Origin of the sequence: Antarcticimicrobium sediminis (assembly GCF_004348975.1) — a bacterium.
In the GTDB taxonomy this organism is placed as follows: domain Bacteria; phylum Pseudomonadota; class Alphaproteobacteria; order Rhodobacterales; family Rhodobacteraceae; genus Antarcticimicrobium; species Antarcticimicrobium sediminis.
On the sequence record NZ_SMFP01000002.1, the window covers coordinates 151615 to 174883 of the forward strand.

At 63.1% G+C, this 23269-nt stretch carries 26 protein-coding genes; 7 read left to right on the forward strand and 19 right to left on the reverse strand.

The window, feature by feature from the left end; genetic code table 11:
- Positions 1-93: 93 nt before the first annotated feature.
- From E1B25_RS04035 to secG, 14 genes are all read right to left on the reverse strand, one after another.
- Complete coding sequence (locus E1B25_RS04035) at positions 94-1452, reverse strand: glutamine synthetase family protein (RefSeq protein ID WP_132827387.1); 1359 nt, start codon at positions 1450-1452, stop codon at positions 94-96.
- Positions 1449-2132 carry a type 1 glutamine amidotransferase gene (locus E1B25_RS04040; protein ID WP_132827388.1) on the reverse strand — a complete coding sequence of 228 codons (684 nt, stop codon included), beginning with the start codon at positions 2130-2132 and terminating at the stop codon, positions 1449-1451. Before E1B25_RS04040 ends, E1B25_RS04035 begins: the two co-directional genes overlap by 4 nt.
- A gap of 83 nt (positions 2133-2215) precedes the next feature.
- Positions 2216-3550: a glutamine synthetase family protein gene (locus tag E1B25_RS04045; RefSeq protein ID WP_132827389.1), complete on the reverse strand. Its 1335-nt coding sequence runs from the start codon at positions 3548-3550 to the stop codon at positions 2216-2218.
- A gap of 245 nt (positions 3551-3795) precedes the next feature.
- A complete protein-coding gene (locus E1B25_RS04050; RefSeq protein ID WP_132827390.1) occupies positions 3796-4602 on the reverse strand; it encodes an ABC transporter permease in 807 nt (268 codons plus the stop codon).
- A complete protein-coding gene (locus E1B25_RS04055) occupies positions 4599-5492 on the reverse strand; it encodes an ABC transporter permease (RefSeq protein WP_132827391.1) in 894 nt (297 codons plus the stop codon). The genes E1B25_RS04050 and E1B25_RS04055 overlap by 4 nt, the downstream gene beginning before the upstream one ends.
- 67 nt (positions 5493-5559) lie before the next feature.
- Complete coding sequence (locus E1B25_RS04060; protein ID WP_132827392.1) at positions 5560-6273, reverse strand: transporter substrate-binding domain-containing protein; 714 nt, start codon at positions 6271-6273, stop codon at positions 5560-5562.
- Between the two features lie 38 nt (positions 6274-6311).
- Positions 6312-7091, reverse strand: a complete 780-nt coding sequence (locus E1B25_RS04065; protein WP_132827393.1) for an ABC transporter ATP-binding protein — start codon at positions 7089-7091, stop codon at positions 6312-6314.
- Between the two features lie 156 nt (positions 7092-7247).
- Positions 7248-7988, reverse strand: a complete 741-nt coding sequence (locus E1B25_RS04070; RefSeq protein WP_132827394.1) for a phosphate/phosphite/phosphonate ABC transporter substrate-binding protein — start codon at positions 7986-7988, stop codon at positions 7248-7250.
- Complete coding sequence (locus tag E1B25_RS04075; RefSeq protein WP_132827395.1) at positions 7985-8422, reverse strand: tellurite resistance TerB family protein; 438 nt, start codon at positions 8420-8422, stop codon at positions 7985-7987. The genes E1B25_RS04070 and E1B25_RS04075 overlap by 4 nt, the downstream gene beginning before the upstream one ends.
- 113 nt (positions 8423-8535) lie before the next feature.
- Positions 8536-8976 (reverse strand): tellurite resistance TerB family protein, encoded by a 441-nt coding sequence (locus E1B25_RS04080; protein WP_132827396.1) that lies wholly within the window; start codon positions 8974-8976, stop codon positions 8536-8538.
- Positions 8977-9018: 42 nt separating this feature from the next.
- Positions 9019-9312 (reverse strand): DUF1330 domain-containing protein, encoded by a 294-nt coding sequence (locus E1B25_RS04085; protein WP_132827397.1) that lies wholly within the window; start codon positions 9310-9312, stop codon positions 9019-9021.
- 69 nt (positions 9313-9381) lie between these two features.
- Complete coding sequence (locus tag E1B25_RS04090) at positions 9382-10077, reverse strand: hypothetical protein (protein ID WP_132827398.1); 696 nt, start codon at positions 10075-10077, stop codon at positions 9382-9384.
- 198 nt (positions 10078-10275) lie between these two features.
- A complete protein-coding gene (locus tag E1B25_RS04095; RefSeq protein WP_132827399.1) occupies positions 10276-11919 on the reverse strand; it encodes a CTP synthase in 1644 nt (547 codons plus the stop codon).
- Between the two features lie 156 nt (positions 11920-12075).
- The gene (gene secG / locus E1B25_RS04100) at positions 12076-12447 is read right to left on the reverse strand and encodes a preprotein translocase subunit SecG (RefSeq protein WP_132827400.1); all 372 of its coding nucleotides are present in this window, start codon (positions 12445-12447) and stop codon (positions 12076-12078) included.
- A gap of 139 nt (positions 12448-12586) precedes the next feature.
- Between secG and nthA the strand changes: the two genes are divergently transcribed.
- Genes nthA through E1B25_RS04115 form a run of 3 tightly spaced genes read left to right on the forward strand, consistent with a single transcriptional unit; the run spans position 12587 to position 14228 of the window.
- Entirely contained in the window at positions 12587-13216 is a 630-nt protein-coding gene (gene nthA / locus E1B25_RS04105; protein ID WP_132827401.1) for a nitrile hydratase subunit alpha, read from the forward strand.
- Positions 13213-13890, forward strand: a complete 678-nt coding sequence (nthB, locus tag E1B25_RS04110) for a nitrile hydratase subunit beta (protein ID WP_132827402.1) — start codon at positions 13213-13215, stop codon at positions 13888-13890. The genes nthA and nthB overlap by 4 nt, the downstream gene beginning before the upstream one ends.
- Positions 13887-14228, forward strand: coding sequence for a nitrile hydratase accessory protein (locus E1B25_RS04115; protein WP_132827403.1), 342 nt, complete (start codon positions 13887-13889; stop codon positions 14226-14228). The genes nthB and E1B25_RS04115 overlap by 4 nt, the downstream gene beginning before the upstream one ends.
- 72 nt (positions 14229-14300) lie before the next feature.
- Here the strand turns inward: E1B25_RS04115 and E1B25_RS04120 are convergent, their stop codons facing one another.
- On the reverse strand, positions 14301-14696 hold the full coding sequence (locus E1B25_RS04120; protein WP_132827404.1) for a DUF6524 family protein: 396 nt from the start codon (positions 14694-14696) through the stop codon (positions 14301-14303).
- Between the two features lie 155 nt (positions 14697-14851).
- On the opposite strand from E1B25_RS04120, the gene E1B25_RS04125 reads away from it, so the two are divergent.
- The 4 genes from E1B25_RS04125 to E1B25_RS04140 all read left to right on the forward strand — a co-directional run bounded on the left by E1B25_RS04125 (position 14852) and on the right by E1B25_RS04140 (position 19226).
- A complete protein-coding gene (locus E1B25_RS04125; RefSeq protein WP_132827405.1) occupies positions 14852-16144 on the forward strand; it encodes an adenylosuccinate synthase in 1293 nt (430 codons plus the stop codon).
- A 10-nt stretch (positions 16145-16154) separates the two neighbouring features.
- Positions 16155-16397, forward strand: coding sequence for a DUF2842 domain-containing protein (locus E1B25_RS04130; RefSeq protein ID WP_132827406.1), 243 nt, complete (start codon positions 16155-16157; stop codon positions 16395-16397).
- A gap of 445 nt (positions 16398-16842) precedes the next feature.
- Positions 16843-18270: a DegQ family serine endoprotease gene (locus E1B25_RS04135; protein ID WP_132827719.1), complete on the forward strand. Its 1428-nt coding sequence runs from the start codon at positions 16843-16845 to the stop codon at positions 18268-18270.
- Between the two features lie 323 nt (positions 18271-18593).
- Positions 18594-19226 carry a hypothetical protein gene (locus tag E1B25_RS04140; RefSeq protein WP_132827407.1) on the forward strand — a complete coding sequence of 211 codons (633 nt, stop codon included), beginning with the start codon at positions 18594-18596 and terminating at the stop codon, positions 19224-19226.
- Between the two features lie 291 nt (positions 19227-19517).
- Here the strand turns inward: E1B25_RS04140 and E1B25_RS04145 are convergent, their stop codons facing one another.
- The 4 genes from E1B25_RS04145 to ftsY all read right to left on the reverse strand — a co-directional run bounded on the left by E1B25_RS04145 (position 19518) and on the right by ftsY (position 23244).
- Entirely contained in the window at positions 19518-20195 is a 678-nt protein-coding gene (locus tag E1B25_RS04145; protein ID WP_132827408.1) for a Crp/Fnr family transcriptional regulator, read from the reverse strand.
- Between the two features lie 68 nt (positions 20196-20263).
- A complete protein-coding gene (locus E1B25_RS04150; RefSeq protein ID WP_132827409.1) occupies positions 20264-20875 on the reverse strand; it encodes an inner membrane-spanning protein YciB in 612 nt (203 codons plus the stop codon).
- Positions 20876-20885: 10 nt separating this feature from the next.
- Positions 20886-21788 (reverse strand): EamA family transporter, encoded by a 903-nt coding sequence (locus E1B25_RS04155; RefSeq protein WP_132827410.1) that lies wholly within the window; start codon positions 21786-21788, stop codon positions 20886-20888.
- A 94-nt stretch (positions 21789-21882) separates the two neighbouring features.
- Complete coding sequence (ftsY, locus tag E1B25_RS04160; protein WP_132827411.1) at positions 21883-23244, reverse strand: signal recognition particle-docking protein FtsY; 1362 nt, start codon at positions 23242-23244, stop codon at positions 21883-21885.
- Between the last annotated feature and the right edge of the window lie 25 nt (positions 23245-23269).

Consider the following 23269-nt stretch of genomic DNA (forward strand, 5'->3'; position numbering starts at 1 on the left):
CCGATCCTTTCCGCGCCGCATCCGCAGCTTCTTCTTGTTTCAAATACTCATTTTTCCGGGGCCAGGGCCGGGCAACGCCCGCCCCCTCCGGGATCAGACGTTCATCAGCAGATGTTCCCGCTCCCACGGGGAAATCACCTGCAGGAACTCCTCATATTCCGAGCGCTTGATGATGCCGTAGACGCGGCAGAACTCTTCGCCCAGAACGTTGCGCAGATCGCTGGCCTCGTCGAACAGATCCAGCGCCTGGCCCATCACTTGGGGAATGTCGGGTTCGCCGTCATAGGCATCGCCGCGCTGCTGCTTCTCCGGGCGCAGCTCGTGCATCATGCCGAGATAGCCGCAGGCGAGGCTGGCGGCGATGCCCAGATAGGGGTTGCAGTCCATCCCGGCCAGCCGGTTTTCCACACGCCGCGCCTCGGGGTCCGAGATCGGGACGCGGATGCCGGTGGTGCGGTTGTCGCGGCCCCAGCTCAGGTTGATCGGCGCGGCATGGTCGCGCACATAGCGTCGGTAGGAATTCACATAGGGGGCCAGCACCGCGATCGCCGCTGGCAGGTGTTCCTGAAGCCCGCCGATGAAATGGTAAAAGGCATCCGTCTCGCCCCCCTGCGGGCCGGAGAACAGGTTGTTGCCGGTTTCCATGTCGATGATCGAATGGTGCAGGTGCATGGCGCTGCCCGGTTCATCCGCGATCGGCTTGGCCATGAAGGTGGCAAAGCAATCATGGCGCAGCGCAGCTTCGCGGATCAGGCGTTTGAAATAGAATACCTCATCCGCAAGCTTGACCGGATCACCGTGGCGCAGGTTGATCTCCAACTGTCCGGCGCCGCCCTCCTGGGTGATGCCGTCAATCTCAAAGCCCTGCGCCTCGGCAAAGTCATAGATGTCGTCGATCACCGGTCCGAATTCGTCGACTGCCGTCATCGAATAGGCCTGACGCGCGGCGGCGGGGCGGCCAGAGCGGCCCATCATCGGCTGGATCTCTTGCGCCGGGTCGACATTGCGGGCGACCAGATAGAATTCCATCTCGGGCGCGACCACCGGTTCCCAGCCTTGGGCGTGATACAGATCGACCACCCGTTTCAGCACGTTGCGCGGGCTGAACGGGATCACCGCGCCGTCGCGGTCATAGGCGTCGTGGATCACCTGCAGCGTCCAGTCCCCGGTCCAGGGGGCGGCGGTGGCGGTGGACATGTCCGGTTTCAGGATCATGTCGCGCTCGATAAAGCCCTCTTCGCCGGCGGCCTCGCCCCAGTCCCCGGTGATGGTTTGGTAAAAGATGCTGTCGGGCAGGTGGAAATTATCCTGACGCAGGAATTTGCTTGCCGGCACCGCCTTGCCGCGGGCAATGCCCGGCAGGTCGGAGATGATGCATTCAACCTCGTCCAGACGGCGGCCTTCGAGATAGGCCCGTGCGGCCTCGGGCAGGGAGTTCAGCCAGTCGGTCATTTCGACCTCTCCTTCTTGAAGAATTCAGCCATGAACTGGGCGATGCGGGCCTGATCCAGCGGTGCGTCGAGTTGGCTTTCGGCCTTTTCGAGCAGCGCGTCGGGCACCACCCCCTTGCCGCGGGTGCGCAGCAGACCTTCGATGAAGGGCTGGCTGAATTCCGGATGCGGCTGTATCGTCCAGATGGTGTCGCCATAGGCGAGCACGGCATTTTCGCAAAAGGCATTTCCGCCTAGTACACGCGCCCCGTCCGGGCGTTCGGTGACCTGATCCTGATGCCAGGAATTGAGCGCGAAGCTCTGCCCGTCCATGTCGTATTCGGTGCGCCCGACGGACCAGCCGCCGGCGAATTTCTCCACCTTGCCGCCCAGCGCCTGGGCGATGATCTGATGCCCGAAACAGACGCCGATCAACGGCTTGCCGCTGTCGCGAATATCGCGGATCAATTGCTCCAGCGGCGGGATCCAGTCGTGATCCTCATAGGCCCCGAAACGCGATCCGGTGATGAGCCACCCTTCGGCGGCCTCCGGCCCGTCGGGAAAAACGCCGTCCACCACGGGGTAGACGTCAAAGGTGAAGCCGTTGCCGTCGAGCAGAGTGCGGAAAATCTGGTCGTAATCCCCCATCTCGTCGATCAGGGGGGCAGGAGAGTGGCCGGTTTGTAGAATGCCGATTTTCATGGTTCACCGATTTTGAATTTTCTCGAAACTAGGCCCGGGCCCCGCCCTGTACAAGCCTGCTTGGCTGTGAACAGGGCGCGGCGTCAGACCGTGTCGAGATAGATATCCACCTGCTCGGTTGGCGACAGTTCTGCCATGTAATGCAGCTCCTGCCGCTTGGTCAGCACGAAGTTGCGGATCAGACCCGGATCGAAGATGCGCGGCATGATCTTGCTTTTGGCAAAGACGTCGATGGCCTCGCCCCAGTCGGTGGGGATTTGCGGCAGATCCATATCATAGGCGTTGCCTGTGATCGGTTCGGGCGGTTCCTTGCCGTCCTCGATCCCGTTCAGCGCCGCGCCCAGCACTGCGGCCATCATCAGATAGGGGTTCACATCGCCACCCGCGACGCGGTGCTCGATCCGGCGCGCAGAGGGATTGCCTGAGGGGATGCGCAACGCTGCCGTGCGGTTTTCATAGGCCCAGCAGATGCCAGTGGGGGCGTGGTTGCCCGGCACCAGCCGGTCATAGCTGTTGCCATGTGGGGCAAAGATCAGCGCCGAGTCGTGCATCGCGGACAGGCAACCCGCCACCGCGTGGCGCAGGGTATCGGTGCCGCGCGCGCCGCCATCGTCGAACACGTTTTCCCCTTGTTCGTTGAGCACCGAGAAATGCATATGCAGCCCCGAGCCAGAGTAATCCTCATACGGTTTGGCCATGAACGAGGCGGCAAACCCGTGTCGCCGTGCCATCCCCTTTAGCAGCATCTTGAACAGCCAGGCATCATCGGCGGCGCGCAGGGCGTCGTTCTGGTGCATCAGGTTGATTTCGAACTGGCCAAGCCCGGCCTCGGATATGGCGGTGTCGGCGGGAATGTCCATTTCTTCGCAGGCATCATACAGATCGCCAAAGAAGGTGTCGAAGGCGTCCAGCGCCCGGATCGACATGATCTCGGCCGCCTTGCGCCGTTTGTGCGAGCGCGGCGAGACCGGCACCTGAAGGCTTTTGCCGCTGTCGTCGATCAGAAAGAATTCCAGCTCGACCGCCGCCACCGGCCTGAGCCCGAGCGCCTTGTAACGGTTCAGCACTGCGGCGAGCGCATGGCGCGGGTCGCCCTCGAACGGGCGGCCATCGTCGCGGTACATCCAGATCGGCAACAGCGCACTGGGCGAGCTGAGCCAGGGCATCGGCACAAAGCCGCGTTCTGTCGGGCGCAGGATGCCGTCACGATCACCGGTTTCGAACACCAGCGGGCTGTCGTCGATATCCTCGCCCCAGATGTCCAGATTCATCACCGAAAGCGGAAAGCGGGTGCCCTCGCTGACGACCTTGTTGGCAAAGCGCGCCGGAATCCGTTTGCCGCGCGGCTGGCCATTCAGATCGGCCGCCGCCACCCGGATCGAGTGGACCTGTGGATTCTTGCGAAGATAGTTCTGCATACTGTCACCTGTCGGTTCGGCGCTCCCCCGGACCCGGATCGGGACTGAAAAAGGGACGTCGATAATTTGATCAAATTATTGGTAGCCCGGCAGCGACGTTCACGCAAGGGGGGAGTTGGGGGCGGCGCCGGACGGGGTGCAATCGCGCTGAACTTTCGGGCGAAGGGGGCCGTCCCGGCCCGTTTGGCTGACCTTCGCCAAGGGCAACAGTCCATTGAGGGGCGGTCGGAAGGTGCGCGGGGCGGTTAGCGCAGCAGGTTGGGCCGCAGCCGAAGCTTGCTGCGTCGCTCTGCCGGAAGATGCCGGTTCAGACGCCGGTTGATCAGCCCGAACACCCCCACGACGCTGAGCGTGAACAGGATGAAATACATCGCCAGAATCGGGTAGGGGATGAACGGGTTGAAGGTCTTGTCGGCGAAATAGCTGGCGTAATACAGCGCATCACCGCGCTGCTGCCACGCCGGAAAGCCCGAGAAATAGACCAGAGTGGTGGCGTGGAACAGAAAGATCGCCTCGTTGGTATAGGCGGGCCAAGCCAGCCGCAGCATGGTGGGCCAGCTGATCTTGCGGAACTTTTTCCAGCCGGAAAATCCATAGGCATCCGCTGCCTCAAGATCGCCGCGCGGGATCGACAGCAGCGCGCCATAAAAGATCTCGCCGGTATAGGCGGCCGTGTTGAAGAACAGCACTACCGCCGCCCCCAGTCCCGCCGAGGTGAAGGGATCAAAGACTGAACTCACCCCCTTGAGGCTGAGAAACAGGAAATAGGCAAAGAAGAATTGAATGAACAGCGGCGAGCCCCGGAACAGAAAGATGAACCATTCCGAGGGCTTGCGTAGAAGGCGGTTGTGCGACGCCTTGCCCATGGCCAGCGCAGTGGCCAGAAAGAACCCCGCCAGCAGTGCGACCAGCCCGAAATAGATGTTCCAGATCATGCCCGAGCCGATCAGGGTGAACTGCTCGCACAGGGTGAAATCCTCGCGCGGCAACAGCCGCTCGCCGATCCCGACCGAGCGCAGGGCGTAATCCTGAACGGTTTGCCAGCAACTCATGGCGGTCCTCCTGCGGCGCGGCGCTGGGCCTCGCCGGCGGCCGTGTCCTGCCCGTGCGAGAGCCGGCGCATGATCCGGTCCAGCACCAGCTCTGAGACCTTGGTGAACAGCAGATAAAACACCAGCAGCGCCAGAAAATACCACATCCGCCAGTCGGCGTGCGGGTAATCGGTAAAGCGCGGATTGGCGGTGCCGCCCAGATTGCGCGCCCAATAGACGATATCCTCGACCCCGAGCAGGAACAAAAGCGGGGTCGCCTTGATCAGCACCATCCAGAGGTTCGAAAGACCCGGCAGCGCAAAGACCCACATCTGCGGCACCAGAATGCGCCAGAAGGTCTGGCGACGGCTCATGCCATAGGCCTCGGCGGTTTCGATCTGGGCCTTTGGCACCGCGCGCATCGCGCCATAGATCACATTGGCGGAAAAGGCACCGAACACGATGGCAAAGGTCAGCACAGCAAGGGAAAACCCATAGGTTTCATGCACCCATTGCGGCGCGGTGCCCAACGGCAGCTTGGCTTGGGCGCAGACGACGAAATCATTGCCCTGACGGATCGGCTGATCCCAATCGGGGCATTTCACCTTGTGCCGCATCCATTCAAAGCCCTGATCGAGGGCGATCACAAAGAACAGGAAAAACGCGATATCGGGAACGCCGCGCACGATCGAGATATAGGCCTTGCCGAACCAGCGCAGCGGCAGGAATCGCGCGCGCGCCGCGCTTGCCCCGCCGAACCCGAACAGCAGCGCGGCTGGTGCGGTGATCGCCAGCAACAGCAGCACGGTCCCGAAAGAGAAATAGAATCCCATATGCTTGCCTGTCGTAAGGTAACAGGCAAACCATTCCAGCTTTGGCAGGGTGTCGGGATCAGTGCAAAAATTGAACATGCTGCGCGATCAAGGGCCCACCCCCGATAGAGTCCGGGGGTGGGCGTTAAGATGGATCAGAAGGTGATCAGAACGTGCTGGCCACTTCCCATTTCGCGATCAACGCGTTCAGGGTGCCATCGTCTTTCATCGACTGGATGGCCGCGTCGAATTTGGCCTTCAGCTCGGTGTCGGATTTGCGAAAGCCCATACCGACGCCGCCGCCGATCTGTTCTTCACGCTCCAGCAAAACCAGATCGTCCTCTTCTGCGGCAAAGGGCGCCAGATAGGATTTGTCGGCCAGCACTGCATCTGCCTCGCCATTGCGCACGGCGGCAATGGTTTCCTCGGGCGTGGCGAATTCAACCAGCGTCCAGCCATGCTCGGCCACGAAAGAGGCCTGAATGGTGCTGGTCTGCGCCGAGATCACCGCGCTTTCGACATCCACATCGGGCGTCATCGCCAGATAGGCCGAGGGGTCCGGCGGGGTGTAGTTGGTGGTAAAGTCGATCACCTCTGCGCGTTCGGCGGTGATGCTCATGCCGGCGATGATTGCGTCATAGTTGCCCGAGACGAGGTTGGGAATGATCGAATCCCATTCGTTGGTGACCCATTCACAGGTCAGCTCGGTACGTTTGCACAGCTCATCGCCCAGCTCGCGTTCGAAGCCGTCAACCTCGCCCTTGTCGTTGATATAGTTCCACGGCTCATAGGCGCCTTCGGTGCCCAGACGAATGGTTTCGGCAGAGGCCATCCCGGCGCTGAGCGCAAGGGCGGCGGTGGCAAGAAGCAGTTTTTTCATTTGGATACTCCCTTTTTTGGTCTTGGTTTTTTTCACGGTCACGTCGCGTGGGTTGTCGAGGACAGGAATCCCCGCAGGCGTTCTGATTTGGCCGCACCGAACAGCGTTTCGGGCGGGCCTTGTTCCTCGATCAGGCCCTGGTGCAGGAACACCACGTGGTCGGACACGTCATGGGCCATATTCATATCGTGGGTGACGATGATCATGGTGCGCCCCTCGGAGGCCAGATCCTTGATCACCCGCACCACTTCCTGTTCCAGTTCCGGGTCAAGCGCGCTGGTCGGCTCGTCAAACAACAGCGCCTCGGGCTCCATGCACAGGGCGCGGGCGATTGCGGCGCGCTGTTGCTGGCCACCGGAAAGTTGTGCCGGATAGGCGTCACATTTGTCGCCGATCCCCACCTTGTCGAGATATTTGCGTGCGGCGTGATCGACCTCGTCGCGGGGGCGGTCGAGCACGGTCAGCGGCGCCTCCATCACGTTTTGCAGGATGCTCATATGGGCCCACAGGTTGAACTGCTGGAACACCATCGACAGGTTGGTGCGAATGCGCAGTACCTGATGCGGGTCCGCCGGGCGACGATGCAGGCCGCCGCCTTTCCATTTCACCGGCTCGCCCTTGAACACGATATCGCCTTGTTGGCTGTCCTCCAGCAGGTTGGCGCAGCGCAGCAACGTGGACTTGCCCGACCCTGACGAGCCGATCAGCGAAACGACGTCGCCCTTGTGGGCGGTGATGTCGACGCCCTTGAGCACCTCCAGCTCGCCATAGCTTTTGTGCAGGTCGCGAATCTCGATGACGGGCGTGTGTTGGGCCACGGTGGTTCCGGTTTTGGTTGCAGTGTCAGAACGGTAGTAGGGCCGAGATTTTTGCGCAATGCAACTTTCAATGCGCCGGACGGCGGGGCAATTTCGCCAAATTGACCAAGGGTCAAGCCGTTTCAGCGGCGTTTCGGGGGCCGTTTGCCCGGGACGTCAGACGCCCGGGGCCGGCGGTGTCGGCACCGCCAGATAGGCGCTGGCGGGCAGCGTCTCGATCCCGCGCAGGTGCAGGGCGGCACGGTCGGCGGCAGATAGGGATGCGACGGCCTGACGCAGCGCCCGGCGCAGCGGTGCCGGGTCGCGCCCGGCGGCGGTGATATAGGGCAGGGCTGGGGTGGGCGCCGTGGTGGCGATCACGCGCAGCCGCGCCGAGACCGGATCATATGCGCGCAGAAGTTCCCATGTGAGCGCATCGATCCCGGCGATATCGGCGCGCCCCGCAGCGACCGCATAGACCGAGGCCGCATGTGACCCGGTCTGCAGTAGCCGGTCAAAGCGCAGACCACGGGCGGCGAAAAACGTCACGGGTGCGGCCCAGCCCGAGTGCGACAGCGCCTCGCTATAGGCCAGCGTTCCACCGGCGAAGGCCTCTGGCGCGTCGCCTGTCGCCTCCTGTCGCACCACGATCACAGAGGTGTAGTGCCCCGGCGGGCAGCCCGGCAGGCCGTAATCCGGGGTGGCGACCAGCGTGACGCTCCGGTGCAACTGGCTGCGATAGGGCAGGCCACAGGTCTGGGCCAGAAGCAGCGCAGCCGATTGCCACACCGCCCAAGCGTCGTCGTCACGGTTTAACGCCCTTGGGCCATATCCCAGCGCGCTGCGGATCGCGCTCCAGTATCTATCGTTGGCGGCGCGCAGCGGGGCCATGTCATACATGCCCAGCCAGGCGATCACACCCCGGCGGCCCTTTGCCGTGCCAGCGCCGAATCACGGTCGTTCACGCCCAGCAGGTTCGCGACCAGCCGCAGCAACGCATCCTCTTCCTGCGCCCGTTCGCCATCGGCCAGCACCACCGACCAGGCGGCCTCGACCACGGCGCGGCGGTCCTCGTAGGGAACGGCATCCTTGATGGCGCGGGTAAAACGGACGGTATCCGGGGCCTCGGATTCCAACGTCTCGGCGCGGCTGCGCAGGCCGGTGGCCTCGAACGGCGAGAGCCCATAGCGTGCGCTGGTTACCCGGTCGATCCGGTCACGCTCCGAAATGGCATAGTCATGATCGGAGCGCGCGACACGCACCAACAGCGCGGTCAGCGCCAGTCGTGCGTCATCGTCGGAAAGCGGGGCGGGCTCGGGCCGGATCAGCCGGGAGAGGAAATCTTGGAACATGACCGCGATATATATCCGTGGCACCTGAACGCCAAGGGCGCAGGTGGGACGCAATCGCGCGTCATATTCGCGCGTCTTCTTCGGGCGTTAGTGTTGGGTGTCAGATTCGGGCGTCAAATTCGGGCCTGGATCCGGTCGCGCGCGGCGGCGCTGTCGGCAACGCTGAGCCCCATGGCCTTGCGCGCCTCTTCGATGATCTTCAGCTCGCCTTCCTTCTGCGCGCCATCTGCCAGCACCACTTCCCACAGCGCCTCCATGGCGGCCAGCCGCTCTTCCAGCCCGGTGGTTTCGCGGATCAGCTTGCCAAAGGTGTCGGTCTCCGGGGCGGCGGCGTGCAGTTTTTCGCAGGTCGCGCGCACCTTGGCGGCCTCGATCGCATTGTGCTGATACAGCCGTGCAAGGATGCGGTCGATCAGGCTGATCTCTTCGACCTGATAGTCGCGGTCCGCAAGCGCCACCCGCACCAGCAGCGCCCCGAGCGCCAGTTCGGCATCCGGGTCGGGCAAGGCGGTCTGTTCGACCGGGCGAAACGATTGGAACAGCTTTTTCAACATGGCCAAATCCTATCCGTAATTCTCAGGTGCGCCAAGCCTGTCCTAGCCGTCGTAGCCTTCGACAATTACCAGATCGCCAGTGGACACTGCCGCGCGAATTTCTTTTGCTGCCTGATACCCGGCGCTGTCGTAACAGGCCACCGCTTTGTCGTAGCTGTCAAATTCAATCACCACGGTGCGTTTGCGCACCGATCCTTCGCGGGTCTCCTGTTTTCCGCCGCGCACCAGAAAGCGCGCCCCATACTCGGCAAAGGGCACGGCGTTGGCGTCCCGGTAGTGTTCGTAAACCTCTGGATTGCGTACATCCACATGGCCCACCCAATAGCCTTTTGCCATAGTCTGCTCTCCTTGATTGATGCCCGAACTTTGCCGTCGGGGCGCGCGGTTGGCAAGCCGATTGGCCGCTTATCCGGTGAGAGCCGGACAACCAAAGCGAAGATCGTCCAGCGCGATGCCACCCGGGTCGCGGTTTTCCACCGTCATCCCGGCGATGCGGGCGGCGGGATCGAACAGCGCGTGCTCCGTGATGCCATCGGGCAGGACCTGCGGCACCCGGGCCAGAAGGGTGCCGTCTCGGGCATAGAGGGTCAGGGTCACAAGGCCCCGGTGGCGGGTCTTGAGCCCGAGCGCATTGGTGAATTCGGTATGAATACGCAGCCCCACGGCACAGGCGTCCTGATGTAACAGCACCGCCATCGCGCCCTCGCCCCGGGCCAGCGGATCCGGTTGACCCAAGGCCCCGAGCGGATAAAGCGCCATGCTCCCGAACCCTTCATGCTGCGACAGGCTTACCACTTGACCCGGCGAACCGGGGCGGATCGCCAGCGGCGCGGCGGGGGCCCCGTGCAGCACGTCGTGAGGGCCACCATCGTCGATTCGCTCGGCCTCGACGCTTTGCCCCCGGAACGCTTCGCCCAGATAGCCGCCGGGAAAGGCGACGCCGTGATCGAAATTATAGCCGGGATAGCGTTTCGCCGGCAGCCGGTCGAAATTGACCAGATGCGGGGCGAGGGTTTCGAGATCGCCGTAAGGTACCGGCACCACCTCTTGCGCCGTGGCGGCGCTGGTCGAAAGGGCGAGGAGCAAGGCAATCAGGCGCATGGCGGGGCCGGGGTTGGGGAGACCTATGGTGAGGTGTCAGGCAGATTGCGCAAGAGGGATCTGCGGGATTTTGCACTGGATCCGCACAAGCGGGCGGGAAAGGGCCCTGTCACGAGGTCGCTTTTTATCGTGTCCGAATAACAAAACGCCCCGGATCTTCTCCGGGGCGTTTTGTCTGATCGGGTCTTTACGTTTGGCTTACACCAGCCGCGAGCTTTCTTTCGCGGCGCGGACGAAATCCTTGAACAGCGGGTGCGGATCAAAGGGTTTCGACTTCAGCTCCGGGTGGAACTGAACCCCGATGAACCATGGGTGATCGGCCCATTCCACGATTTCCGGCAGCCGACCATCGGGGGACATGCCGGTAAAGCACAGCCCGCAGGCCTCCAGCTGGTCGCGGTATTTGATGTCGACTTCATAGCGGTGGCGGTGGCGTTCCTCGATCTTGGTGGAGCCATAGATCTGCGCCACCTTGGAGCCCTCTTTCAGCACCGCGTCATAGGCACCCAGCCGCATGGTGCCGCCCTTGTCGTCATTGGCGCTGCGCTTGACCTTGTAGTTGCCCTGCACCCATTCCTTGAGGTGATAGACCACCGGCTCGAACCGTTTCTTGCCGGCCTCGTGGTCGAATTCCTCAGAGCCGGCGGTGGTGACGCCAGCGACGTTGCGCGCCGCTTCGATCACCGCCATCTGCATGCCCAGACAGATGCCCAGATAGGGCACCTTGCGCTCGCGGGCGAATTGCGCCGCCTTGATCTTGCCCTCGGTGCCACGCTCGCCAAAGCCGCCGGGCACCAGAATCGCGTCGAACTCTTCCAGATAGGGGGCGGGATCCTCGGTGTCGAAGATCTCGGCATCGACCCATTCCACCGCGACCTTGACCCGGTTGGCCATGCCGCCATGAGTCAGCGCCTCGGCGATCGACTTATAGGCGTCTTCCAACTGGGTGTATTTGCCGACGATGGCGATCTTGACGTCGCCCTCGGGGTTGTTGATGCGATCCGCCACATCTTCCCAGCGGCTCAGCTCGGGGCGCGGTGCCGGGCTGATCTGAAAGGCATCAAGAACCGCCTGATCCAGCCCTTCGCCATGATAGACGAGCGGCGCCTCATAGATGGATTTCAGATCTTGCGCGGCGATCACCGCATCGGGGCGCACGTTGCAGAACAGGGCCAGCTTTTCGCGCTCTTTCTGCGGGATCGGCCCTTCGGAGCGGCAGACCAGAATATCGGGGGCCAACCCGATCGAGCGTAGCTCTTTCACGGAGTGCTGGGTCGGCTTGGTTTTCAGCTCGCCCGAGGCCTTGATGAAGGGCAACAGGGTCAGGTGCATGAACAGGCACTGGCCGCGCGGCTGTTCCTGACTGAATTGGCGGATCGCCTCGAAAAACGGCAGCCCTTCGATATCGCCGACGGTGCCGCCAATTTCGCAAAGCATGAAATCGACCTCATCCTCGCCGATGTGGATGAAATCCTTGATCTCGTTGGTGACGTGGGGGATCACCTGAATGGTCTTGCCCAGATAATCGCCGCGCCGTTCCTTTTCCAACACGTTGGAATAGATGCGCCCGGAACTGACCGAGTCGGTCTTGCGCGCCGCGACCCCGGTGAAGCGTTCGTAGTGGCCCAGATCCAGATCGGTCTCGGCACCGTCATCGGTGACAAAGACCTCGCCATGCTCAAACGGGCTCATCGTGCCCGGATCGACGTTCAGATAGGGGTCCAGCTTACGCAGGCGTACCGAGAAGCCACGTGATTGCAGCAGCGCCCCCAGCGCCGCCGATGCCAGCCCCTTGCCAAGAGAGGATACAACCCCGCCGGTGATGAAGATGAAACGCGCCATTTTCGGCTGCCCCCGTGATTGCCTGTATTTCGGATGCCCGGGCGGTCAAAAAACCGCAGCATCACGGGACTTCATGGTAACAGGATTCGCAACTCATACGCAAGAGAACCGCAAGATGCTGTTGCGGTTCTCCTCCTGTTTTCTAGTTGTAGTGGTTTAGTCGGCGCGCGGCACCAGCGGTGCGTTGTCCCCTGCGGCCGGGGGAAGCAGATCTTCGCCTGCTGGCAGCGCCGGGGCGCCGTCGCCGGTGTCTTCCACGGCGGCGGGGGCGTTGCCCAACCGGTCGATCACCGAGGTGCCTGCCGATTTCTCGGCGGCGATGATGGTCATCAGGATCGAGGTGACGATAAAGCCCGCCGCCAGAACCCAGGTGACCCGGCCCAGCGCGGTTGCTGCCGCGCGGCCGCTCATGGCGCCACCGCCACCGCCGCCCATGCCCAGCCCACCGCCTTCGGAGCGTTGCAGCAATACCACGGCGATCAGGCCGACGGCCAGGAGAAGGTGGATAATAAGGACGACGTTTTCCATGAGTTCCTGCAGCGCTTTCCCGGTGTCGCCGGGTGTGTAGGCAAGTTTGTCGCGGGGGGCAAGCAGTCAGTTTGACGATGGCGGCTCGCGCGGCGCTGCGGACTGGACAAATCGGGGCGACCGGGGGCAATCTGTCGCCATGCCACATGATCACCATGACCACGACCACGACGACCCGCATGCCCTGCTGCCGCCTGATCCGGCGCTGCGGGTGCGGGCGCTGGAAACCTTGTTGGCGCGCAAGGGGCTGATCGAGCCCGCCGCGCTGGACGAGATCATCGATACCTATCAGAATCGCATCGGCCCGCGGAATGGCGCGCAGGTGGTTGCCCGCGCTTGGGCCGATCCGGAGTTTCGCGCCGCCTTGTTGCAGGACGCGACGCCGGTGGTGGCCGATCTCGGCTTTTTCGGGCGTCAGGGCGAACATGTGATCGCGGTCGAGAACACCGCCACACAGCACAACATGGTCGTTTGCACCCTGTGCAGTTGCTATCCGTGGCCGCTGCTGGGGATTCCGCCGGCGTGGTACAAATCCGATGCCTACCGCTCGCGCGCGGTGCGCGAGCCGCGCAAGGTGCTGGCCGAATTCGGTGTCACCCTGCCAGACGAGACCGCCGTGCGGGTCTGGGATTCGACCGCCGAGGTTCGCTATCTGGTGATTCCCCGCCGCCCCGAGGGCACCGAGGGGATGGGCGTCGATGATCTGGCCCGTCTGGTGACCCGCGACAGCATGGTGGGCACCGGCTTGGCACGGAGCCCCGGCGCATGACCCGCGTGCATGACATGGGCGGACGCTTTGGCGACGGGCCGATCAATCCCGGCGCCCCCGACGATCCTGTCTTTGAACAGGACTGGCATGCGCGGGCCCTAGCGGTCACGCTGGCCGCTGGCGCGCTGGGACAGTGGAATCTGGACATGTCGCGGCATGCGCGCGAGCGACTGGCCCCAAAAGATTATGCCGGGTTTTCCTATTTCGAGAAATGGACCGCCGCCTTGGCCAATCTGCTGGTTGAGACCGGGGTGTTGAGCGCAGACGATCTGCGCGGGCAGGGCGATGAGAGCCGTCCTGCGCTGGCCGATCGGGCGCTCAAGGCGGAAAATGTTGCGGCGGCGTTTGCCACGGGCGGGCCGACGGACCGGCCCTTTGACGGGGTCCCTGCCTTTGCCCCGGGTCAGCGGGTGCGCACATTGCGCCCTGCCGCCAACCGGCTGGTCGATGGCGGCCACACCCGCCTGCCGGCCTATGCTGCCGGTGCGGTGGGGGCTGTGCTGCGCTGTCATGGCGCGCATGTGCTGCCCGATGCCCATGCCCACGGGCTGGGCGAGGCCCCCGAGCCGCTTTACACGGTGGTGTTCCCGGCGGGCGAGCTTTGGGCCGCGCCCGAGAATCCGCGCGATGAGGTCACCCTTGATCTGTGGCAATCCTATCTGGAGCCGGCATGAGCGATCAAACCACCGGGGCCACGTCCCCCGAACCCGTTTTCACCCAGCCTTGGCATGGGCAGGTCTTTGCACTGACCGTCTCTCTGAACGAGGCGGGGCATTTCGACTGGCCGGAGTGGACCGCGCGATTCTCGCAAACGCTGGTGCGCCATGGGTTGGAAAAGCAGCTCGACGGCGGCGACGATTACTTCAACGCTTGGCTGGAAACGCTCGAATCGCTGCTGGTCGATCTGGGGCAAGCCGCACCGCAAGACGTACAGCGCCTGCGCGATGCCTGGGAGGCGGCCTATCTTGCGACCCCGCACGGGGATCCGGTGCATCTGCCCGACGGGGTGTGATTGTAGCGGAGCGATACTGAGGAAACACCGGTGCGCCCCTTGGTTTACGAGGCGCCCGGTGTTCGTGCCGTTCTATTCGTCGATGTCGTCGATATCGGCTTGGCCCGACAGTTGACGGCGCACATGGCTCCAGCCCAGCCCGATCCCCAGAACCGCCGACAGCGCCAATATGCCCAGCCAGACGTTCAGGTCGCGGTTGCTCAGGGCCAGCAGTCCGAAATCCGTCAGCACCCAAAGCAGCGCCAGCACCACGGCGAGGACCAGAGCCATCCCGACTCCCCCGATCGAGCGCAGGGTCGCACGCAGATAAACGATGTAGCCGATCAGCAGGACCAGCCCCATCAGCACGGTCAAAGAGAGAAAAGAGCCGTAATTCGCCATTGACCAGCGAATATAGTTCCACTGGGTCGGGTTGTAGGTCAGCGCAATCAGGATAAAGGCAAACATCCAGCGCAGAAACAGGCCCATCGCTCTATCCCGTCAGTGTTGAGGTGGACGCAAAGTTGACCAAAGCGGGGGGCGTTGTCCAGCCCCAAGCGGTGCTGCGTCGAAATACCGGTTTTCCTGCGGCCTTGGCATCGCTATACCGACGCGGGTTTGAACAACGCAGCTAAGGACCGGATATGGCCAATGTCGTCGTGGTCGGCGCCCAGTGGGGCGACGAAGGAAAAGGCAAGATCGTTGATTGGCTCAGCGAACGTGCCGATGTGATTGCGCGGTTTCAGGGCGGGCACAACGCAGGCCATACGCTGGTCGTTGATGGCGAGGTCTTCAAGCTGAACGCGCTGCCGTCCGGCGTGGTGCGCGGTGGCAAGCTTAGCGTGATCGGCAACGGCGTGGTGCTGGACCCTTGGCATCTGGTCACCGAAATCGAAAAGATTCGCGAACAGGGCGTGGTGATCACCCCCGAGACGCTGATGATCGCCGAGAACACGCCGCTGATTCTGCCGTTTCATGGCGAGTTGGACCGCGCGCGTGAGGCACAGAACTCGGTCGCCAAGATCGGCACCACCGGGCGCGGCATCGGGCCGTGTTATGAGGACAAGGTCGGGCGCCGTGCAATCCGCGTCGCCGATCTGGCCGACAAGGCCACGCTTGAACTGCGCGTGGATCGCGCGCTGGTGCATCACAACGCCCTGCGCTCCGGTCTGGGGCAGGAGCCGATCGACCGGGATGCGCTGATCGCCATGCTGAACGAGATCGCGCCCCAGATCCTGCAATATGCCGCCCCGGTCTGGAAGGTGCTGAACGAGAAGCGCCGCGCCGGCAAGCGCATCCTGTTCGAGGGCGCGCAGGGCGCGCTGTTGGACATCGACTTCGGGACCTATCCCTTTGTCACCTCGTCCAACGTCATCGCCGGGCAGGCGGCGGCGGGCACCGGGATGGGACCGGGGGCCATCGATTTCGTCCTTGGCATCGTCAAAGCCTATACCACCCGCGTGGGCGAAGGCCCGTTCCCGACCGAGCTCGACGATGACGATGGTCAGCGTCTGGGCGAACGGGGCCATGAGTTCGGCACCGTGACCGGCCGCAAACGCCGCTGCGGCTGGTTCGATGCCGCGCTGGTGCGCCAGACCTGCGCCGTCTCCGGCGTCAACGGCATTGCCCTGACCAAACTTGATGTGCTGGACGGGTTCGAGACGCTCAAGATCTGCATCGGCTATGATCTCGACGGCAAACAGCTGGATTACCTGCCGACGGCGGCCGACCAACAGGCCCGCTGCGTGCCCATCTACGAAGAGGTGCCGGGCTGGAGCGAATCGACCGAAGGGGCGCGTTCGTGGAACGACCTGCCGGCGAACGCGATCAAATACGTGCGCCATATCGAAGAGCTGATCCAGTGCCCGGTTGCGCTGCTGTCCACCTCGCCCGAGCGCGAGGATACCATCCTCGTCACCGATCCCTTTGCAGATTGAGGCCGCCACAATGTCCGACACACCCCGACTCAGCTACAAGGCCCGCCGCCGTTGGGCGCTGGTGATCCTGCTGGTCGGGATGCCGGCCTATATCGTGGCTGCGGTCACGCTGATAAGCTGGATTGACCGACCCTCGATGCTGGTCGAGCTGATCGTCTATGTGGTGCTGGGGCTGCTCTGGGCGCTGCCGTTCAAGTTCATCTTTCGCGGCGTCGGTCAGGCCGACCCAGATGCGAACAAGGACGAGCAGTGATCAAGACCGGGCGCTAATCAAGACCGTGCAGTGATCAAGACCGTGCAGTGATACGCGATGACGCCGCCCCGACCGGGGCGGCGCGTGGTCTGTCGGAACCAACGGATCGAACGGGCCTCAGCTGGCCTGCGTCCCCGTCCTTTTTCCCCATCCTTTCCCCGTCCTGCGCCCCTGCGGTCCCGCTGTGCGTCCCAGATGCGCGGCGCGCCGCCGGTTTTTCGCATTCGCAGCGGCAATATCGCTCACGCGCCTTTCACATAGAGTTGATTGCGTGCAACACTCGTTGCGGGTTCGGGATGAGCAACTACATATCCGAACGAGACACACGCTTCGGGAAAAGCTTGGGGCGCGGGTTTCGAATCAACGCACGCTTTGACAAGGAGGCAAGCAGTTGCAGCCAAAGGCACTCACATATCCGAACGGGCAGGCCGGCCCGATCACCCGTATGCGGCTGATCGGACTGACCGTTTTGACCATGATCTTTGTGCTGGCGCAGGTGGCGCTTGCCCAAGCCAGGCCCGAGAGCCTCGCGCCGCTGGCCGAAAAGATCAGCCCGGCGGTTGTCAACATCACCACCACAACACTTGTCGAGGGCCGCACCGGCCCTCAGGGCATCGTTCCCGATGGCTCCCCGTTTGAGGATTTCTTCAAGGAGTTTCAGGACCGCAACGGAGACAAGGGCAAGGATCGCCCGCGCCGCTCCTCGGCGCTGGGCTCGGGCTTTGTCATCTCCGAGGATGGCTATGTGGTTACCAACAACCACGTGATCGAAGGCGCTGACGAGATTCAGATCGAGTTCTTCGATGGCGAGGAAATGAAAGCCGAAGTCGTCGGCACCGATCCCAATACTGATATCGCGCTGCTCAAGGTCAAGGCGGACAAACCGCTCGCCTTTGTTCCCTTTGGCGACAGCGATACCGCCCGCGTGGGCGATTGGGTCATGGCCATGGGCAACCCGCTGGGGCAAGGGTTCTCTGTCACCGTTGGCATCGTCTCGGCCCGCAACCGGGCGCTGAGCGGCACCTATGACGACTACATCCAGACCGACGCGGCGATCAACCGGGGTAACTCGGGCGGACCGCTGTTCAATCTCGACGGCGAGGTGATCGGCGTGAACACCGCGATCCTCAGCCCCAATGGGGGCTCGATTGGGATCGGTTTCTCGATGGCCTCCAACGTGGTCAGCAAGGTCACCGCGCAGTTGCGCGAATATGGCGAGACCCGTCGCGGCTGGCTGGGTGTGCGGATCCAGGACGTGACCGATGACGTGGCCGAGGCGATCAATCTCGCCAAAGCCGAAGGCGCGTTGATCACCGATGTGCCAGAGGGCCCCGCGATGGAGGCGGGCCTGTTGTCGGGCGACGTGATCATCAGCTTTGACGGCAAGGACGTGAAGGACACCCGTGGTCTGGTCAAACAGGTCGGCAATACCACCGTCGGCAAGGCCGTGCGCGTGGTGGTGTTCCGCGAGGGGGCCACAAAGACCCTTTTGGTCACGCTGGGCCGCCGTGAAGAGGCCGAACGTGCCGTACCCGCCGCAATGGACGGTGGCGACGCCCCGGAGCCGAGCAAGACAGAACTACTGGGCCTGACCCTGACCCCGCCCACCGACGAGATGCGCAAGGAGTTGAGCATTCCCGACGGTATGGAGGGGCTGGTGGTGATGAACGTGGATGAATCCAGCGAAGCCTTTGAAAAGGGGCTGCGCGCCGGGGATCTGATCACCGAGGCGGGCCAGCAGAAGGTCACGTCGAGTGCGGATCTTGAAGAGCGCATCGCGGCGGCAAAGGAAGCTGGGCGCAAATCGCTGCTGCTGCTGATCCGTCGCGCTGGCGAGCCGCGCTTTGTCGCGCTGGGCCTCACCACAGACTGATCGTACCAGAAATTCTGGGGAAAGGCCGGGCGGATCGCCCGGCCTTTTTCGTTGCGCGACGTTGTTTTTTCGCTTGGCTCAGGGCAGGGCTAGGAAGGGGCCTTTGCATTGCGAAGGAACAGTGCGGAGACCGCGATTCGGCGACCTTTCTCAGGGGCACGTCAGGGCAATCAGGGGGCGGGACATGGGCTGATGAACAGGTCCGCGGTCCGCCCGGAAACGCCAAGCCGGTTGCTTAATTGCCTTGATCAGAGAACACTGGTGCAAGGGTTCGCTCCCCGGGGATGTCCGCTTTGAAGCGCAAGCCCTTGAAAGGTAACAATATGGTCAATGAGTATTTGAGAATAGAGCGTATTCCAAAAGGCTTTGCCGCCACCGATGTGTTGAAAACCTTCGGCTGGCCAAAGCCAAGCCACCAAAAAATCGTCAAGAAAGGCTATAACGCGAAATACCGGAAAATCGCGCCGACGGCCGACACGGTTCTAAGCGCGCCGACCGATTTTACTTTCCCGCGCATGAACCCAAAGCAGTTCGCCGATTTCAAGAAAAAGCTTGGCGAACTCAGCGGGATATACGGCGAACTGACCAATTTTCGCGAACAATGCGAATATGAGCTCAAACGGCACAAGACCAGCGTCAAGAAGATCGAGAATGCCAGCAAGCGCTACAGCAAGCACATAACGAACGCGAACAAGCTGGCGAAACGCTGTGTTGACGACCTGAAGGCCTGTGGCATTCAAAGCCCGACGTTGCAGTTTTCAGAACGGCAGGCGCAAATCTGGTCGGATCAGGTCCATGACCTCAAGAAGAAATACGAGGACGACATGATCCCCGAGGGCGGGCGCGAAACGCTGCGGCTTCAGATCAAGGATCTGAAAAAGGGTCAGACCGGTGTGTTGAAAGAGATCCTCGCCCAGATCGCCCGCATCTCCGGCGCTGCGGTGGTCATGCCCTGACGATTGGCCCGGTCGGGTTGGAACGACGGATCGCGGCCGAAAAAGGCGAGTAGCAAAAAAAAACGAGCCATGTGTTGGGACACATGGCTCGTACTCGACCGACCAATAAAACACCGGATGGGCGGCCGGTCGCTGTCTTGGCGGAAAGACCGGGAGACTGACCTTGGGGGGACAGGCTCTTTCGGTCGGTATATCCCGCCACGGCTTAGAGTCGCAGAGACTCGGGGCTGCGTCTGTAAAGTAGATCACAGATTTACCATTTTTGCGCTGCGGGTCCGGCCCCGGTGGCGATCAGAACGCGTCCAGATCGGCCAAGGCTCGCAACGCGCAGGGGTCATGGATGGTCACACCGCCACGCCCGGTCTGGATTATGCCAGCCTCGCGCCAGTTCGACAGGGTCTTTGACACCGCCTCGCGGGTGGCACCGACGAATTCAGCCAGTTCCGCCTGCGACATTCCCACCGCGCCGCTTTGTGCGCCACCGGTCACCTCACCCAGGTGCAGCAGGCGCCGCGCCAACCGGGTCGCGAGCGGCAGAAACACCTGTTCGTTCAACTGCCGCCCCATCCAGCGCATCCGTTGGCCCGCCAGCCGGATCATGTCGTCGGCCAGATCCGGGGGGTGGTGGATCTTGTCCAGAACATCCGCATGACGCACCCGCAGCAACCGGGCCGGTGTCAGCGCGGTGACAGTTGCCGTATGCGGGCCGGGATCGAACAGCGTGATCTCACCAAACACCGCGCCCGGCCCCATCAGGTCAAGCGCGAGCTTTCGCCCATTTGCCGACAGGATCGAGAATTCCATCTGCCCCTGCAGAATCGCATAGAGCGAGTCGCCCGGTGTGCCCTGTTCGAACAGCACATCTCCTGCGGCCAACTCGACCGGCACCGCCTGCGCGGCCAGCATCCGTTTCAGATCATCTGACGCGACCGAAAGAAAGCCACTTTCGGGAAGGGAGAAAAAGGGCATGGCTGCGGCGTCCTGAGATGGTGTCGCGGCGAGGCTATCAAACGGCCCCGCCAGAGAAAATCCGTTCGTTACAAATCGCTGTCAGCCGGGTCGATCAGGTACTTCTGCAACCCCATCACCTGCCACCACAGGAACAGGAACAGGATGATGGGAAAGCCAAAGGTCTCGATCTTGACCCACAGATCGGTCGACAGGGTGCGCCAGACGATTTCATTGGCGCCGGCCAGAAACGCGAACCCAAAGCAAAGCCGCCGGGTCAGGATCATCCATCCCACCTCTTTCATCGGCAGCATGTCGGCCATCACATAGGCCAGATAGGACCGCCCCCGTAGCAGGCCCAGCCCCAACAGCGCGGCGAAGATGCCATAAACGATCGTGGTCTTCATCTTGAAGAACCGCTCATCGTTGAACCAGGCGGTCAGCCCGCCAAAGAAGATCACCATGAAGGCGGTCAATATCTGCATCCGGCTGAGTTTCCCGGTCAGGTGCCACAGGATTGCCATCGCCCCCAGCATCAGCGGCACGAACAGAACCGTGGCCACGATGAACCCGGAATATTCGGTGCCGGCAAAGGTGAAACTCTCGTCGCGCAATTTCAGGTAAATCACGAAAAAGACCACGGGCGGGCCCAGTTCCAGAACCTGTCGCAGGATCGGGTTGACGTCTTTCTTTTCGCTCATCGTGCTCTCCTCAGCCGCCTATCTCAACTATCACCGCGCCGAGCGCGATCAACCCCATTAGGGCGATCCGTCGCGGTCCTACGGTTTCTTTCAGCACCAGCCAGCCGATCAGCGCGGCAAACACGGTCGAGGTCTCGCGCAGGACTGCGGCCTCGCCCACCTTGTCGAGCCGGGTCGCCAGCATGATCGAGCCAAAGCTCAGGAACGCCACCAGACCGCCCGCGACCCCGCGCAGGATCAGCGGCCCCGGGGCGGGGCGCACGGCCATGCTGCGCAGGCGCATGGTGGCCAGCACCGGCATGGCGATTCCGTCGATCAGGAAGAACCAGGCGAGAAAGGTGAACGGGTCGGCGGCAGCACGGATGCCATAGGCGTCATAGGTGGTGTACAGCGCCACGAACAGCCCGGTGATCGCCGCCAGCCCCAGCGCTGGCACCAGCGTGTCGCGCGCGGCGGTCAGGAAAATCAGATTGTACAAGGCAAGGCCGAAAATCCCCGACAGCAGCACGGCGACCCCCAGCCACTGCAGCGGCGCGAAGACCTCGTCAAAGATCAACCAAGCGCCGATCACCGCGAACAACGGCCCGGTGCCGCGCACCACCGGGTAGACCACGGTATAGGCCCCTTTGGTATAGGCCTGCGCCTGCAACAGCTTGTAGCAGGTGTGGATGACCCAGGCCCCGGCGAGGATCGGCCACAGATTCGGGGCCGGCCAAGGCACCACGAACAGGGCAAGGGGCGCGGCCATCAGCCCATAGGCCCCGTCGATCGCGCCCCGGCTGATCCACGGATCGTGCCGCCCCTTTTGCAGCGCGCCGAACACCGCATGCAGAACCGCCGCAAGCAAGGCCAGCGCGAGGGCGAGCTGATGCCCGGCCTCGGTGCCTTCAAGCGAGATCAGCCAAGCGCTCACCGCGCGCTATCCGTTGGCGCGGGGACCATGGGGCTGCGGGCGGCAAGATGAGTATTTGGACAAAGAAGAAGCGCGGCGGGGACAGGCAAGGGGATCAGCTCTCCAGCCCGGTCAGGGCGGCGGCGAAATCGGCGGGGTCGAACGGGGCGAGATCATCGATCTGTTCGCCGACGCCGATGGCATGGATCGGCAGCCCGTATTTGTCGGCCAGCGCCACCAGAACGCCGCCCTTGGCGGTGCCGTCGAGCTTGGTCATCACCAGCCCGCTGACGTCGGAAATCTTTTTGAAGATTTCGACCTGGCTCAGCGCGTTCTGCCCGGTGGTCGCGTCCAGCACCAGCAGCGTGTTGTGCGGCGCGGTTTCGTCCTTTTTGCGGATCACCCGGACGATCTTGGCCAGTTCTTCCATCAGGTCGGCGCGGTTCTGCAACCGGCCTGCCGTGTCGATCATCAGCAGGTCGGCACCGTCTTCCTGTGCCTTGGTCATGGCGTCGAACGCGAGGCTGGCGGGGTCGGACCCTTCGGGGGCGGTCAGAACCGGCACCCCGGCGCGATCACCCCAGACCTGAAGCTGTTCAACTGCGGCGGCGCGAAAGGTGTCGCCAGCGGCGATCACCACGGATTTTCCGGCGGCCTTGAACTGGCTGGCGAGCTTGCCGATGGTTGTGGTCTTCCCCGAGCCGTTCACGCCCACCACCAAGACCACCTGCGGCCGCTTGGGGTAGAGCGGCATTGGCTTGGCCACGGGCTCCATGATGCGGGTGATCTCATGCGCCAGCAGGCGCTTGATCTCGTCGGTCGAGACCTTTTTGCCAAACCGCCCCTCGGCCAGGTTGGCGGTGACGCGCAGCGCGGTATCCACGCCCATGTCGGCGCTGATCAGCAGCTCTTCGAGCTGCTCCAGCATATCGTCATCCAGCACCCGCCGGGTGACGGTGCGCGCGGCCTTGCGCCCCAGCAGTCGGCCCAGCAGGCCAGGGCTGTTGCTGAGCGTTTCGCCGGGGATTTCCAGGGGCATGTCGAGCCCCGGCATCTCGGCAGGCATCTCGGCGGGCGGCGCGAGCGGGGCGGGATCCTGCGGCATCGGCTGGGTCGGCTCTGGCGCGTCGGGAAGTTCCGGGTCCGGCTGCGGCGCGGGGCCGGGTTCCGGTTCGCGTTGCGGCTCGGCAGGGGTTGGCACGGGCTCGCGTTGCGGCTCGGGCACAGGTTCCGGCTCTGGGATCGGTTCTGGGTCCGGCACCGGTTCCGGTGCGGGCGCAGGTTCGGCCGGGGCTGGCGGCACTTCCTGAGGTTCGGGCTGCGGCTCGGGCCGTGGTTCAGGTTGTGGCTCGGCCTCGGGCTGGTCTGCGGCCAGCTCCTCGACCACGCCGCCCTCTTCGACGATCGCATCGAGCCCCTGTTCGAGCTTGGAGGACGACCGGAACAGTCGATCCTTGAGTTTCGAGAAAAACGCCATGGCAATCTCCGCGTGGTACCCTTTC